Origin of the sequence: Enterococcus sp. (assembly GCF_032555305.1) — a bacterium.
Lineage (GTDB): Bacteria > Bacillota > Bacilli > Lactobacillales > Enterococcaceae > Enterococcus_A.
This window is the reverse complement of record NZ_JAWGOQ010000010.1, coordinates 74956-89211: the sequence shown is the minus strand read 5'-3', so window position 1 is coordinate 89211 and position 14256 is coordinate 74956. Positions and strand designations below refer to the sequence as shown.

Below are 14256 nucleotides of genomic sequence, written 5' to 3'. Positions count from 1 at the left end.
CTATAACTTATCTCCGTTGCTTGCGATCACTTTTTGGAACCAATAGAAGGAATCCTTCTTGCTGCGATCCAATGTACCCGCACCTTCATTGTCTTTATCGACATAGATGAAGCCATAACGTTTTTTCATTTCCCCTGTTCCAGCAGAAACTAAATCGATAAAGCCCCATGGCGTATAGCCCATTAGATCAATGCCGTCATAGATTACCGCTTCCTGCATCGCCTCGATGTGTTCCCGCAAGTAATCGATGCGGTATTCATCATGGATCTCGCCGTCAGCGTCGATCTCATCAATGGCACCGAAACCATTTTCTACGATGAACAATGGTAATTCATAGCGATCATTGAACCAGTTCATAGCATAGCGCAAGCCTGTTGGATCGATCTGCCAACCCCAATCAGAAGCTTTAACATATGGGTTTTCCACTAAATCGTTCGCTTCATCATAATCAAACGCTGGTCCTTTATCATGATCCTTCACTGCAAAGGACATGTAGTAGCTGAAACCGATATAATCAACGGTTCCTTTCGTTAATTGCACTTCATCTTCAGCAGTGATATCCAGATTGAACTGCTTACGATCAAAATAGGCTTTCATATAGCTTGGGTAGCGACCTTTGCAATGGACATCCGTGAACCAATAGCGACGTTGCATCGCCACGGTGGCTGCCATCATATCTGACGGACTGCAAGAATACGGATAGATTGGAACCATCGCGATCATACAGCCAATCTCAAAATCAGGATTGATTTTATGACCGATTTCGATAGCCTGTGCACTAGCAACTAATTCATAATGTGCCGCTTGATACATGATTTTCTCACGATCATCACCAGCTTCAAATTTCAAACCAGAATTGGTAAATGGCGCAAAATCTTCTTTATAGTTGGCTTGGTTGTTGATTTCATTGAAGGTCATCCAATATTTAACTTTGTCTTTGTAGCGAGTGAAACATGCTTCAGCAAAACGAACGAAGAAATCAATCATTTTGCGATTCTTCCAACCACCATACTCGGTGACTAAATGATAAGGCATTTCAAAATGGGACAAGGTAATAACAGGCTCAATCCCATATTTTAGACATTCATCAAACAGATCATCATAGAATTGCAGTCCTGCTTCATTTGGTTCCGTCTCATCTCCATTAGGAAAGATACGTGTCCATGCAATTGAAGTACGGAAGCATTTCAATCCAAGTTCTGCGAATAGTTTCACATCTTCTTTGTAGCGTCCATAAAAATCAATCGCTTCATGATTCGGATAATTTTCGCCCTCTAAAACTCCGTTGGTAATTCGACGTGGGACGCCATGAGCACCGACAGTCATTACATCAGCAACACTGACACCTTTTCCACCGTCTTGCCAACCGCCCTCTAGTTGATGGGCGGCAACAGCGCCGCCCCATAAAAAGTTTTCTTTAAAAATACTCATTTGTTTACCTCTTTAATTAAACCGTTGCGCTTCCTTCGGCTTTTTTATTTTCGTTTGCTAAATCTTTTTCAATTTCTTCCATGCTTTCGCCTTGTTCTTGCAAGTAGTTCAATGAATCCACTTTACGAACGAATGGCAGATAGATGAAGAATCCGACTGCTAATACGACCGCCTGCAAGACCGCTGTTCTCCAGCCACCCACTAAGAATCCAGAGATAATTGGTGGTGTTGTCCAAGGTACTTGTACAGCCGTGAATAATGGTACTAGTCCTGAATACAGTGAGAAGTACGTAATCACGCCAGAAACCATTGGTGTTAAAATGAATGGTAGCGCCATGATCGGATTCATTACTACTGGTGTTGCGAATAAAATTGGCTCGTTGATATTAAAGAATGCTGGTAGCAGTGCTAAGCGTCCTAATTGCTTGAACTGAGCAGAACGAGCGAACATAACCATGTACATCACGATCCCGATCGTCATCCCGGCACCTGTTACTGTCATGAATTGATCCAAGAATTGTTGAGTAACAATGTGTCCCCCATTAGCAACCGTCAACTCTTTACCAGCTTTTAAGATTGCTGTGTTTTCCAATGAGTTTGCAGTCAAGATCGGACCCATGATCCCGCCGACTAAGGTAGAACCGTGAACCCCGAAGAACCATAAGAATGGAACCAAGAAGCCTAACATCATTGCTCCGCCAAAAGTATCTGTAACCCCTTGCATCGGACTTTGAATAACTTTATAGATTGATTCAACCACTGTTGTATTAAGGAATTTATCAAAGACTACATAGACAACTAACGCTACGGTTGTGATTACTGCCGCTGGAATCAATGCAGTAAATGAGTTTGCTACGTTTGCGGGTACTTGTTCAGGTAATTTGATGCGGATATCACGTTTCAAGAACCAAGAGTACGCCCAGCCGACAAATAATCCGACTAAGATCGCACTGATCATTCCTTGTCCACCTGTCCAAGTTTTATCAATGACATTGGTTACGATAGTATTCGTTTCTGCGTTTGTCGCACTAGATTTCATTGTTAGTAGAAAGACTACAACCGCTATCATTCCTGCGGGTAACCCTTCGAAACCTTCTTCTTTTACATAAGAATTTGCAATACCCATTACAGCAAAAATTGACATAATAGCAAATGATGCACCGAATGCTTCGTTAAAATAAAAATCTAACCCACTGCTCGCAACCCATTCAGAAACGGCTGGTATTGGAAAATTCGCTAATAGTAAGAAGACCGAGCCGACAATTGTAAATGGCATGGTGTATAACATCCCGTTACGAAGAGCAGTTATAGCTTTAGTATTTACAAATTTTAAAATCGGCGGCAATAATTTCTCGTTAATAAAGTTATTCATAAATTGATTCTCCTTAATAATAATTTTTACTGCGATGGCCATTCGCGTTGTTGTATCCGTTTACAGTTTTATCATAAGCGATGATCTCATCGATTGGAATACTTCTGGAACAGTCAGAAACATGTTCCAAACAAAAAAACAAAATGGTCCTTTTTTAAGCTTGATTTGCTATTCTGAACGATTAATTCCTTTATTAACCACAATATATTGTGCTAATGGACTATAAAACAGATGTAACACGTAATTGGCAGCTAGCTCATTTCAGAGGTATTCATTTTTCAAAGCCCAGAAAAATGAGCTTATTTTCGTACGCATACGATTCCGCTAAATGGTCCGTTCTTTATGTAGTAAAAGATTTAATAAATACTCAGTCTCTAATAAACTGCGAAAAGCGTAACTCGCACCTAGCTCATTTCAGATGTATTCATTTTTCAAAGCCCAGAAAAATGAGCTTATTTTCGTACGCATACGATTCCACTAAATGGTCCGTTCTTTATGCAGTAAAAGATCTAATAAATACTCACTCTCTAATAAACTGCGAAAAGCGTAACTCGCAAAAAAAATATGCTAAAGGCTGTTGTAATCAGTCTTTAGCATTGTTTTCTCGCTGATAGGATTGTTGCGCTAAGATTTCTAAAAGTGCGATGACTGGAACTTGTGTCGTAAGGTTTATGAATTCTTCTGCTGGATCAGGACCTGTTATCTCTGGCATATAATAAGAGATATTAAAATCAGCCATTTGTGCGATTGTCGAGTGCTGATCATTCGTGATGCTCAAAATTTTGGCTCCGTAGCGTTTGAAATTTTCGATTTGCTTGATAATCTCAGTTGTTTCACCTGAGACTGACAAAGCGATTAATAAAGTTGTTTCTAATCCTCTCGTTGGAGCCGGAACAAAGGGATCGGTAATGGCATAAGCGTTAAATAGCATGTTTGAAAAATAGCGCGCCCCGTAAGTTCCCAAGGTACCACTTGTTCCTATTCCTGAAAAAACAAGGTGTTTGCTGCCAACGATCATATCAATCGCCGGATCTAGCACCGTATGATAGCTTTCGTTATTTACTTTTTTTAAAAAGGCATCAACGTGGACATTCGCGTCATAAAAAGCTTCAAAGGATTGACCTTGTCGTGAAAGATTCTCCTTCAACGCGTATTTGAATTCCGTATAGCCAGAATAGCCGAGCTTAGTTAAACAGCGCAAAATAGTCGAGGTCGACACATGGCAGCTGTCAGAAAGATCACGGATTGTCATTCCACCTACATGCTCCATGTTTTCAACAATAAAGGTATAGACGATCAACTCCAACTCATTTAAATCCTTCACCTTTTGCGAATCAAACATCGGCTTTCAGCTCCTAAAATTATTGTTTTTTACATTTCCATTATCCCATAAAAAATATAAATCACACAGTTTATTGAGTATTTTTTTCGTTATTTATTAAAGTATTCTTCGTAACAATTATTCGCTGTCAAAAAGGTAGCCAAATCATGAATAAAAAATCCCTTCCATACAAATAAATAAGAGTCTAGTTCCATACTAAAATGGAAGCAGCCCCTTATTTCTTCTGTTTGCGTTGGATTGCTTTGCGGATACCGACACGATAAACTTTCGGAACCGCTAAGAAAAAATTCTGTGTAAATTGGTAGTGCTGGTATTTTTCAATAATGAAGGCGATCAATTCTGCATTGCCATATTTTTTCTCATGGAAAAGTTCAAAGCTGCGAATTTTTCGTACCGCTTGATTTTTATCCTTCAACACCAATAGGAACGATAACAAGTCGTCGAAGTATCGCACCTTGGCCTCTTCATAGGTTTCAGTCCCGTAACGTTCTAATTGAATAAAATCCGTCAGCTTTCGGCCCCAAAACTTTCGTTCCAAATAAACCGGCGCTTGGATGTCCTGCTGAAAATCATCTAAATACGCTTCGAAAACTGTTTTATCCGCTAAAAAATTCTTCTCCTGCCGATCAAAAACTGCTCGATCCACTTGATTGATCTCCGTCACGACACTTAGATAATCACCGATAAACAGCGGCATCTCAGCTTCACGAAAACGAACAACCCGTTCTGCTAGCTTTTGGTTCAAGGAAAGTGGACGGCGCAGAGTATTGTTGCGATAATACGCAAAAACATAGCGATGCCACAGGTCCTCTGGAAATGAGATTCCCCTCTCCGTCAACCACAGCAGCTCATCCAAAGCCAAATCCACATGAGCGACGCCTTTTTTGATTTCTTCAGCCACCTGCTGCGAGATGCCCAAATGATCCTTGAAATGCTGGATGCCCAAGCGAATTTCCTGTCGCTTGATTTTAGACTCGATTACAAACTGATATTTTAGCGGGCGCCCACACGCACATTTCAACTCGCTGTGAACACCCCGTTCGTATTCGTCATCGATATTCAACGCGACAAATTCCCAGTCAGAAGTCTCTAAGTACTGCTTTTGCAAAAACAGTGAACGAACTTCATACTTTCTTTGCTGATTGACTAAGGCTTGCTGCGGTTCGGTCAATTGTTCAAATAATGCCTTCCGTTCTGCTCCCGAATAGGTCACATGACATTCTGTCGGATAATCATCCAAGCCATAACTTCGTGGATACCAATGCTCATAAATCTCTAAATAATTATCCATGTACTTTTCACTCGTTATTTCTTCGGATCAATCTTGTCTTCGATCTCTTTGATGATTTTTTTCGCTCCATCCTTCAATGATGAATGCGGTTCTTCTTCCTCTACCGCGTTTGAGCCAGAGCGGGCAACTTCTTTGGGTTCGCCCGAATTACTGCCGGCTAACGCTTCTGATTTATCTTCCGTCTCACTAGAGTTTGTTCCTGCGAGAGCCACATCGTCTTCCGTTTTTGGTGCCATGGAGCCGCGCAAGCGACGATCCTTTTCATTATTATAGTTTGTCATTGTGCTTCATCCCCGTTTCTATTTTTGTATTTTACCTGATAGCTTCTCAGAAAGCCAAAGTTATCCTAACTTAGTGAAAAAATGATAAAGACACCATAAGAATGTCGTAAGCCAGCTTAAAGCACAGAGAACGAAAACGGCTACGATATAATTCGGCGGATCATAATGAACACGCACCGTATTTTTTCCACTTTTTTGTTTAACAGTCGGTACACCGATATTCGATAGCGCAGAGGGTGTGACTTCTCGATTATTTTCTACTATTTTTGTGTTCTGATAGACGATCACAGGCAGCTGGACAGTCCCCGCTTTTTTTGCATTCCACGTAAGCTCTAATTGATTGTTTTTAACAGTTCTTGCGAAATTCGTTTGGTTTGCGAGAATTTGCTTCTCATAACTGACATATTTATTTTTCGCATCGTCATGATAGATCGGTAAATAATCTGGACTGGATTTTTCTACAGCCTTCAAAGCCTTTTCCAGATCAGAGTCATAAAAGCTTTGCCGTGCTGCTTTTTCGGAAGTACGCACAAATGTATGCTTACTTACTAAGGAACGTTGATCCCATTGATTCAAATCATGGGTCATAACCTGTAAATTTTGCCCGACTGTGATTATAGTCATCAGCAGCAGAGCATATACCGCTTTTTTCTCAGCTAAATCATTGATTAACGAAGCCAGAAAGAATAGAAACAACACGGTAAATGGTGCAAAGAAACGAAACGGAAACTGGATCAACGAAACCAAGGGCACCTGATGGGCAACGAACCAATCCCACGGAATCAGACTGGTTGAAAGGAAAAAGAAGATGCCACTAAAAATCAATAATTGCTTCGTAAATCGCTGAACCTTGTGCCAGTTGATCAAACACAAAAGAAAGCCCACGATCAGCAACAAACGTAAAATCCTAGGATAATGCAGCCAGTAGGCTCCGCCCAAATCGATCGCCTTTTCACTCATTTGCGGATTGGTAAAGGGCATTTTTAATTGATCTCCCGTGTTGATCAAGAATAAGCTGATCCACACATTGATTGACAAACACGCATATAAGCCGATTGTTTTGGCTAGCTCAATGAGTGCCACACCCCAGCGTTTTCGTGCATAGACAACAAAAAAGGGAAAATAAATCAACCCCAGCATCATTGCCGTCAACGTGTGAACCTGCGTCATCAGCGCCATACTTAAAGCAACTTTGACAATCGGAAAATGCTGATTTTTCAGATCCACCAGCGGAATCAAGCACAGAGGTAACAAACTTGTGCCCCAGCTGGTGAAGCCTTGATTCAAGACCCAATAATTAACACTATAGGTAGTCATAAAAATAATTGCCGTAAACAAAGCTGTGCTTTCTTTAACCTTGTCATAGGTCAGTAATTTGAACAGCGAGCAACCGGCTAATAAATAAACTAGGAAATTCGATAACACCTGATAACGAAACCACGTGCCCGCCAGTAAAACCAGGCCACCTTGAATATAGGAAAACAACGGCCCATACACCGCATTCACGATCCGTCCAGATTGCTGGAAACCGAAGAGCGAAATAAAGTAGCTGAAATTTCCCGTTCTGATCTGCTCTGCCGTCTCATAAAAACGATTGTAGTGAAACAGCGCATCCGCGCCTAAAATCATTTTTTGCGTCCATAGTTGTGGAAGAACAAAGAGTCCGGCGATCAAAAAAATGATCAGATAGTAGCGATAGCGTTTCATAAACGACCTCCTTATTCGTACTATTGAACTGACATCCTTCATCGGTTACTACAAGCTCCACTCTATCGCTTTTTTTAAAGAAAACGAAATAAAACGCCTATTCCCTAACTAGGAATAGACGCATAAATTATTCCGTTTTTTCCACTGACAGCAAAACGATCAACGTCCCTGCTAGCGAAATAATCGTTCCGATTAAAAGCATCGCTGAAACAGAGAACATACTCAGTATGTGTCCACCGGCAAAGGCGCCGATGATTCCACCGATCGAATTCGCGGTCGCCATCAAGGTCTGCCCTTTGACCAGATCCTTCTGGGGAATGATTTGATTCGTATAGTAAACAGAAGCCATCGTGTGCATCGCAAATCCCAGCATTTGCAGACTTTGCCCCGCATTGATCAAAAAGATATTTCCGGCAAATAAAACCAGCAGTGCTTTGACTGAAAAGAAGACTGCCGCAAAACGCATCAATGAATGAATCTTAAAACGCCGCAGCAAGAATGAAAAGAAAAACATCGTCGGCAGCTCACTCAACGCCGCGACAGACAAGGAAGAACCCACATTCGCTTCTGTTCCGCCTAATGGCTGCATAATCTGGTACATGTAGCTATTCGTGATCGTATGGAAAACAAACAAGAAGGACACGCCCACGAGTAAAAACATAAACCTTTTATATTTTTTAGCAAATTCCACCAGCCCGATCGGCTCTCCCGTGTGAACCTCTTGAAGATGCTCCGGTACGATCGATTCTGAATATTTTCCGCCATCCTTACGGGTATCAATGGATAAAGTTACAAGTGCAAACAAAAGAAAAAAGCCAATCAAGAGATACAAAATGATCGTCGCAGAAAACCGTTCAATCAGGACGCCCGTCATTGAGGCCGCTACTGCAAAAGCCAATGAGCCCATTCCACGCGCTACCCCAAAATTCAGGGCATAGCCGCGGCTGATAAAAAAGGTTCCAATCGCAATCGTCAGCGGCTGCAAGAGCACCAAACTGCTATAGAGCAGGATATAGATCAACGCGATGATTAAGAACGCTTTTGGCAGTACAAGCAATATCCCCGAGAATAAGACCAGCAGCAAAGCCATCCCCGCTGCCAACTGAGACAGTCGAATCCGTGTCATCCGATCAGCAAATGATGCTAAGAAAGGTTGGGCTATCGTAGCGAATAAATTTGCTAGCGATAAAACCGTCCCAATCTGACCATTCGTAAAGTCACGAGACAATAAGAAAACCGAAGTGAAGGTTCCCAGCACCGAGTAGCCCATCCAGTAAGGAACCTGCATACTGATATATTGTAGATTCAATTTGATCTGATTCGTCTTCTCCATAGCCCCTCCAAAAGATGTATTGTTCACTCATTATACCTGATAAAAAAGTTGAAATCAGAAGAAAATCATGGATTTCTGTAACAAAATAGCCAAGCCCATAATTGGACTTGACTATATGATCATACATTATTTATCTTCTCTTAAAATAAAGCAACCCACTGGCTCCTAAAGCAACCACACCTAGAAGTACGAAGATTGGTTGTTGTCCTTCACCTGTATTCGGATAGACCTTATTCCATACCTGATCTATCCAGTTTTGATCGGTCGAATTACCACCAGTAAGTCCGTCGTTATTCCCCGATACAATCTCATGCTTCAGAACAGTCAACGAAAATGCAGCTCGCCCACCATTCGATCCAGTGATCGTAATAATCACTTTTTGATCTTTAATCAAGTTCAATTCTTTAACATCAACATTGATGTTACCTTTTTCATCAGATTTACCTAATGCAAATTTTCCACTATCAGTAACGGAAACATCAATCGTTGCATTTGCAATCGTCTTCCCAGTTAAGGCTGGGTCACCTTGGTAAAGATTATCGATTTTTGTTTCCTTTTTAATCAAATCTGTTTCTTTTAGCGCTGCATTGCCCAAAACATCTACTATGAATTCTCCACGGCCGCCGTTTTCCCCAGTAATGATTAGGTGAACTGTATCACCCTCACGTAAATTTAAAGATTGGATATCGATCTTGAATTCACCATCTGCACCAGATTTTTTCGGTTCTCCTGTTGAGTTCGTTTCAACTTTTTCGTCAGTAGCGGTTTCCTCAACAGCAACCTCAACCGTCGCATTCGGAATGGTTTTTCCAGTCAGAAACTGATCGCCCTCATAAAGATCATCTACTTCGGTTTCTTCTTTGATTCGTTTTGCTTCTGCGTCTATTGGATCAATCGAGGTAGTTGGTTCTGTTGTTGTACTGGTTGTTTCCATTGGTAAGACAGTCACTGAAAATTCTGCTTTTCCGCCGTTTTCACCTTCAATGGACACAGTCGCCACTTGACCTTCTTTTAGGCCTAGCTGATCAACGGCAATATTGATGTTTCCATCTTTATCAGCTTTTCCTTGAGCTACGGCCCGGGCTTTAGCTGGAGTAATTGTTATCGTGCCATTAGGAATTGTTTTTCCGGTAATGTTCTTGTCACCTTCACGGTATTTATCCAGTTTTGTCTCTGCTTTAATTTTCTCAGTCTCTTCTTTTGCTGGATCAGTCGCTGCTAATGTTTTGCGACCTTCGATTTTTGCCGAAACTTTTTCACTCTTCGTTTCTAAATCCTTAATATAACCGATAAATGTCTCTGTATCAGGATCCAAGGCACCTGTAAGCGTTGCTTTGGTAAATTCAGAGAAGCCATCACCGCCACCATACAAGAAATCATTGATGATCAGCTTATACGTCTCATCTGCTTCTATCGGTGTGCCATCAGCTTTTTTCATTTCATTAACAACGTATTGATGTTCCGTGTCAGCTTTATCTGGATTTTCAATGACTGTATACTTCAATCCGGAAACTTGAAGGAAATATCCACTACCTCTACCATCATTTGGATCAAATTTGAACGTTTGCTGATTCAAAACATTCTCGATTTGTTGTCCAGTCATCTCCACGATCTGCATGATATTACCAAACGGCTGTACAGCTTGCGCCGCTCCCCAAGTAATCGAGGCATCAGACTTCACCTTCAGGTCATCGCGAATCCCACCATTATTGGTCATCGCAAAATCAACAGGAACACCATTTTTATTCGCCATATAGACCTGGGCATCTGTTACAAGATTCCCTACAGGCGACTCACCCATTTCATTAACTGTTCGCGAAATATCCTCCGCTTTATCGGCTGTTCCGATTTTTTCTTCTGTAACTTGTGCCACTCGAGCATCAGCATCTGTAACGATTGCTTCTATAGCAGTATCCTTGGTAACACCGCCATTTGGATCTACTGGAGCGACTGTTGCTTTTGGTGTTGAAACAAAATCCTTTGTCGTTGTATCATATTCCCCTTGCAGATCAACATAGCCCTTACCTTGCGATGTCGATTGTACAATCCGAGTATTTCCAACTACACCATTCGTGTACACGTGGTTGTGTCCCGCAAAGAAAGCATCCACACTATTGTCTGGATAAATTTCGTTAACTTTATTCATAATATCAGCTGACTCACCAGTTGCACTGTCACCATTTCCCTGTACAGAAGGTGTATGTCCAAGAACGACAATAGCATTGACCTTTTCGTTCTCGACAAGTTCCTTAGAGTATTTAGCTATCTCTGTTGCCGGATCTGAGAACTCATAATCTTTATGATGTTCAGCTAGTACAAGATTCGGAATTTCTGTAGTAACAACTCCAATTACGCCGATGTTAATTGGCTCAGCAGCAGTTCCCACATTTTCTATTGTGTAAGGCTTCCAACCATAAGGAATATTGTCAGTCCCCTTCTCATGAACATTAGCGATAACTAAATCAAATCCACCCTTTAGCTCGTCTTGAGGAATAGCATTATTATATTCAGTCACGATTGGCAAGAAACCAGAATCCGCACCTGGTTTCGCTCCGGTTAGAATGCGATTGAACTCGCCTAACCCTTCGTCAAATTCATGGTTCCCCAACGTACCAACCGCAAAGTTCATTTGATTTAAAATACGCATCGTTGGCTGATCCTGCAATAGACCTGAATTGGCTGGACTTGCGCCGACCATATCGCCTGATTGAACCCGAATCGTTTTACCTTCAGTGTTCTGTTGTTTGAATGAAGCCTCGGCTTGATTAAAATATCCGGCTAATAATGCTGCGGTTCCTGCATTCGAAGTCTTATTCCCAGCGGCATCATAGTAACTGCCCGTCGTACTCAATGCGCCATGAAAGTCATTGATTCCCAACATTTGGATAGGAACAATGGATGAACTTTTCGGTTCTTTCTTTTCAACAACACTACTCTCAACTGTCGCCTCAGATGAGGTTGTTTCTGTTGTCTGATCGCTTACTACACCGCTCGTTTCACTAGCTGATGTACTGCTAACACTGCTAACTTGATTACTGATCGCTTCACTGTTAATGGTCTCTGCTGTCGCTAATCCAGCGGGTAAAGTAAGACCCAATACGGTGAATAATGTTACTGTACTTCTAATCAAACCCATTTTTTTCAAAAATTTCATCTCCTTTGAATTAAACGCTTTCAAAGAAGATAGTAGCAATTATTCACGGAATATTCAAACTTTTTTCGTATTTTCTTTTTATTTTTCGCCATTTCTCATAAATATTTTTGCCAAAATTAAATTCAACGTTATTTCTTCGTTGTTAATAAAAAGATTCGACAGTATTCACCTTAAGTCTTGATACAACAAAAAATAGAATCAGGAGCTTTCTGCCAGTCCTGATTCTATTTCTTGAGAGTATTATGATTTCATTATTACTTATCTTAGGAAACTACTATGCATCTATAGTTAGAGCATTTTGCAGAAACAAGTACCTTATCCTACCCATTCGAAACTACTGTATTGAGCATTTCATTTTTTCTTATGCGATCTAGCAGCTCAGGATTAATGCGATACCCTTTTCCCCACAAAGTTTGAATGGCTTTATGTGTTAAATTGGTTTGTTCAAACTTCGTCTTGATACGAGTAATTGTACTGGATAACGAAGCCAAATGAGATTTATTGACATCCTCATTCCAAATTAGGTGGCAAATTGCTTCTCGAGTCACTACTTTATTGCCCGCTTGAACTAAAATGAATAAAATTTTTGTTTCTGTCTGAGACAAATGATGCAATACCTCTAAAAACTGATAATTATCTTCAGGCGAAGCAGTATTATTTTGCGACACATTTGGCTTGATCAACGAAACTTTATCAGATAATTGAACGTATTTTTTAGTTTCATAGGTGTGTCCTTTTGATTCTTGATTTTTTTTCAATGCGTACAAGCATTCCCGCAGCTCATCCACGGAATCTTCATTTGAGATGATCGCGTGCAGGACCTCCTCTTCTAAATACTGATGATCCATTTCGGTCACTTTTTCTTCGACCTTACGAATAATTCGGATAGAATGATCGCCGATGAGCTGAATGATTTCCATTACTTCGGATTCGCAAATCGTTTCACTCAAAATAATGAACTGAAAATGGTTGAAGAGCTCTGAAGAATCTGATCCTCGGACACAACTTTCTAGCACCTTGGCTGAACAATACACTTCATAGTTTAAAGCCTGCAGCTTCTGCTGGATTTCCTGTTCGGCTAATATATTCTTAGTCAGAATCAAGACTTGATTCATGATAATCTCCCCTTTTTGTTTAAAACCTACTAATAATGATTCATCCTATTTAGTGAATCACTATGTGCATGAAGAAGAACAATGAAGTGACAAGCTCTTTACATTGCTCTCTATTGATTATTGAAGCTCTTTGCGAGAGATCACAGAAACTTTCGGATATTCATATCGTCCCTTGATTTCTTCTAAATCGGGGACATTGCTCTGTGCCAATTGATCCACACGGCTTTTCAGTTCTTCATAAATGCTTAGGATCGTCTGGCGTGATTCATCGACTTCGCAAGAAATTTCTTTGGCCCGATCATGGATTGTTTGCAGCTCGGCTTCTGAATCCTTGACGATGCGTTGCGCATCTAATTTCGCTTTTTCCACCATTCGATTGGCTTGTCGGCGAGCTGAGATCAAGACTTCTCCGATTTCGTGTTGAGATTGAACGGCTTCTTGCTTCAACTGCTCGTTCTCTTTTTGCATCATCGTTAGCTGGTGCTGTAAATCAGAGATAACTTCACTCTCTACGACAGAATTTTGATGCTTTTGACCTTCAATCAATTGCTGGACAAGCTCTTCTTTTTCTTGGATTGCCCGATCCTTTTCCTCTATTAATTGATCCAGCTGTACCACTAGTTCTTCTTTTTCCTGTAGATCATTCATTAGGCGATTCATCTGACGTTCATATTTTTGGAGTTCTTCGTTCTGCTGAAGCTCCTCCTCTTTTTGATTCATTGTCAGTTCACGCACCTGCTGTTTGGCTTCCTTCAGGTCGTTTTCCAATACTTCATAATTTTTCAACGCGTCTTTTAACGAGGCGACCTCTTCTTCGGCTTGATCCAATTGCTCTTTCAAATAACCGGTCTCTTTGTTGTCTTGTAGACGTTGGATTTCTTGACGACTTCTTCGAACCTCAGTTTCTAATTCCTGAATGTGTCGGCGATTCTCCGCCTTTTCCTCTCCAGTACGCAGAAGCGCTTGTTTGTATTTTTCATTTTCTTTGGTTAAACGCTGCTTTTCAAGGACATTCTCTGTGCGTGTCTGCTCCAGCTGGTCCTCTTTCTCAGCTAATTGACGTTTTAATTCTGCCACCTCGTTGTTCTCAACTGCGACAGGTTTGTCTACTGGCTTTACAGGTGGCTGCTCCGCGAGCATCACCTCTTCTTCTGGAACAGAATTGATCTCATCAATGATGTTCTTGTTAAAAAACCAACCATTCTTCTTTTGTTGTGCAGTCATTTTTTC

At 41.0% G+C, this 14256-nt stretch carries 10 protein-coding genes; all 10 read right to left on the bottom strand.

Features of this window, described 5'->3' with window-relative positions:
- The 10 genes from E6139_RS09370 to E6139_RS09325 all read right to left on the bottom strand — a co-directional run bounded on the left by E6139_RS09370 (position 1) and on the right by E6139_RS09325 (position 14250).
- On the bottom strand, positions 1-1431 hold the full coding sequence (locus tag E6139_RS09370) for a 6-phospho-beta-glucosidase (protein WP_316402800.1): 1431 nt from the start codon (positions 1429-1431) through the stop codon (positions 1-3).
- Between the two features lie 16 nt (positions 1432-1447).
- A complete protein-coding gene (locus E6139_RS09365) occupies positions 1448-2803 on the bottom strand; it encodes a PTS sugar transporter subunit IIC (protein WP_316402799.1) in 1356 nt (451 codons plus the stop codon).
- 583 nt (positions 2804-3386) lie between these two features.
- On the bottom strand, positions 3387-4145 hold the full coding sequence (locus E6139_RS09360) for a MurR/RpiR family transcriptional regulator (protein WP_316402798.1): 759 nt from the start codon (positions 4143-4145) through the stop codon (positions 3387-3389).
- Between the two features lie 214 nt (positions 4146-4359).
- Entirely contained in the window at positions 4360-5436 is a 1077-nt protein-coding gene (locus E6139_RS09355) for a hypothetical protein (RefSeq protein ID WP_316402797.1), read from the bottom strand.
- A gap of 14 nt (positions 5437-5450) precedes the next feature.
- On the bottom strand, positions 5451-5717 hold the full coding sequence (locus E6139_RS09350; protein WP_316402796.1) for an rRNA processing protein: 267 nt from the start codon (positions 5715-5717) through the stop codon (positions 5451-5453).
- A gap of 60 nt (positions 5718-5777) precedes the next feature.
- On the bottom strand, positions 5778-7424 hold the full coding sequence (locus E6139_RS09345) for a hypothetical protein (protein WP_316402795.1): 1647 nt from the start codon (positions 7422-7424) through the stop codon (positions 5778-5780).
- 127 nt (positions 7425-7551) lie between these two features.
- Positions 7552-8757: an MFS transporter gene (locus E6139_RS09340; protein ID WP_316402794.1), complete on the bottom strand. Its 1206-nt coding sequence runs from the start codon at positions 8755-8757 to the stop codon at positions 7552-7554.
- A gap of 130 nt (positions 8758-8887) precedes the next feature.
- A complete protein-coding gene (locus tag E6139_RS09335; protein WP_316402854.1) occupies positions 8888-11893 on the bottom strand; it encodes a 5'-nucleotidase C-terminal domain-containing protein in 3006 nt (1001 codons plus the stop codon).
- A 338-nt stretch (positions 11894-12231) separates the two neighbouring features.
- On the bottom strand, positions 12232-13026 hold the full coding sequence (locus tag E6139_RS09330) for a helix-turn-helix domain-containing protein (protein WP_316402793.1): 795 nt from the start codon (positions 13024-13026) through the stop codon (positions 12232-12234).
- Positions 13027-13143: 117 nt separating this feature from the next.
- Entirely contained in the window at positions 13144-14250 is a 1107-nt protein-coding gene (locus E6139_RS09325; protein WP_316402792.1) for a hypothetical protein, read from the bottom strand.
- Between the last annotated feature and the right edge of the window lie 6 nt (positions 14251-14256).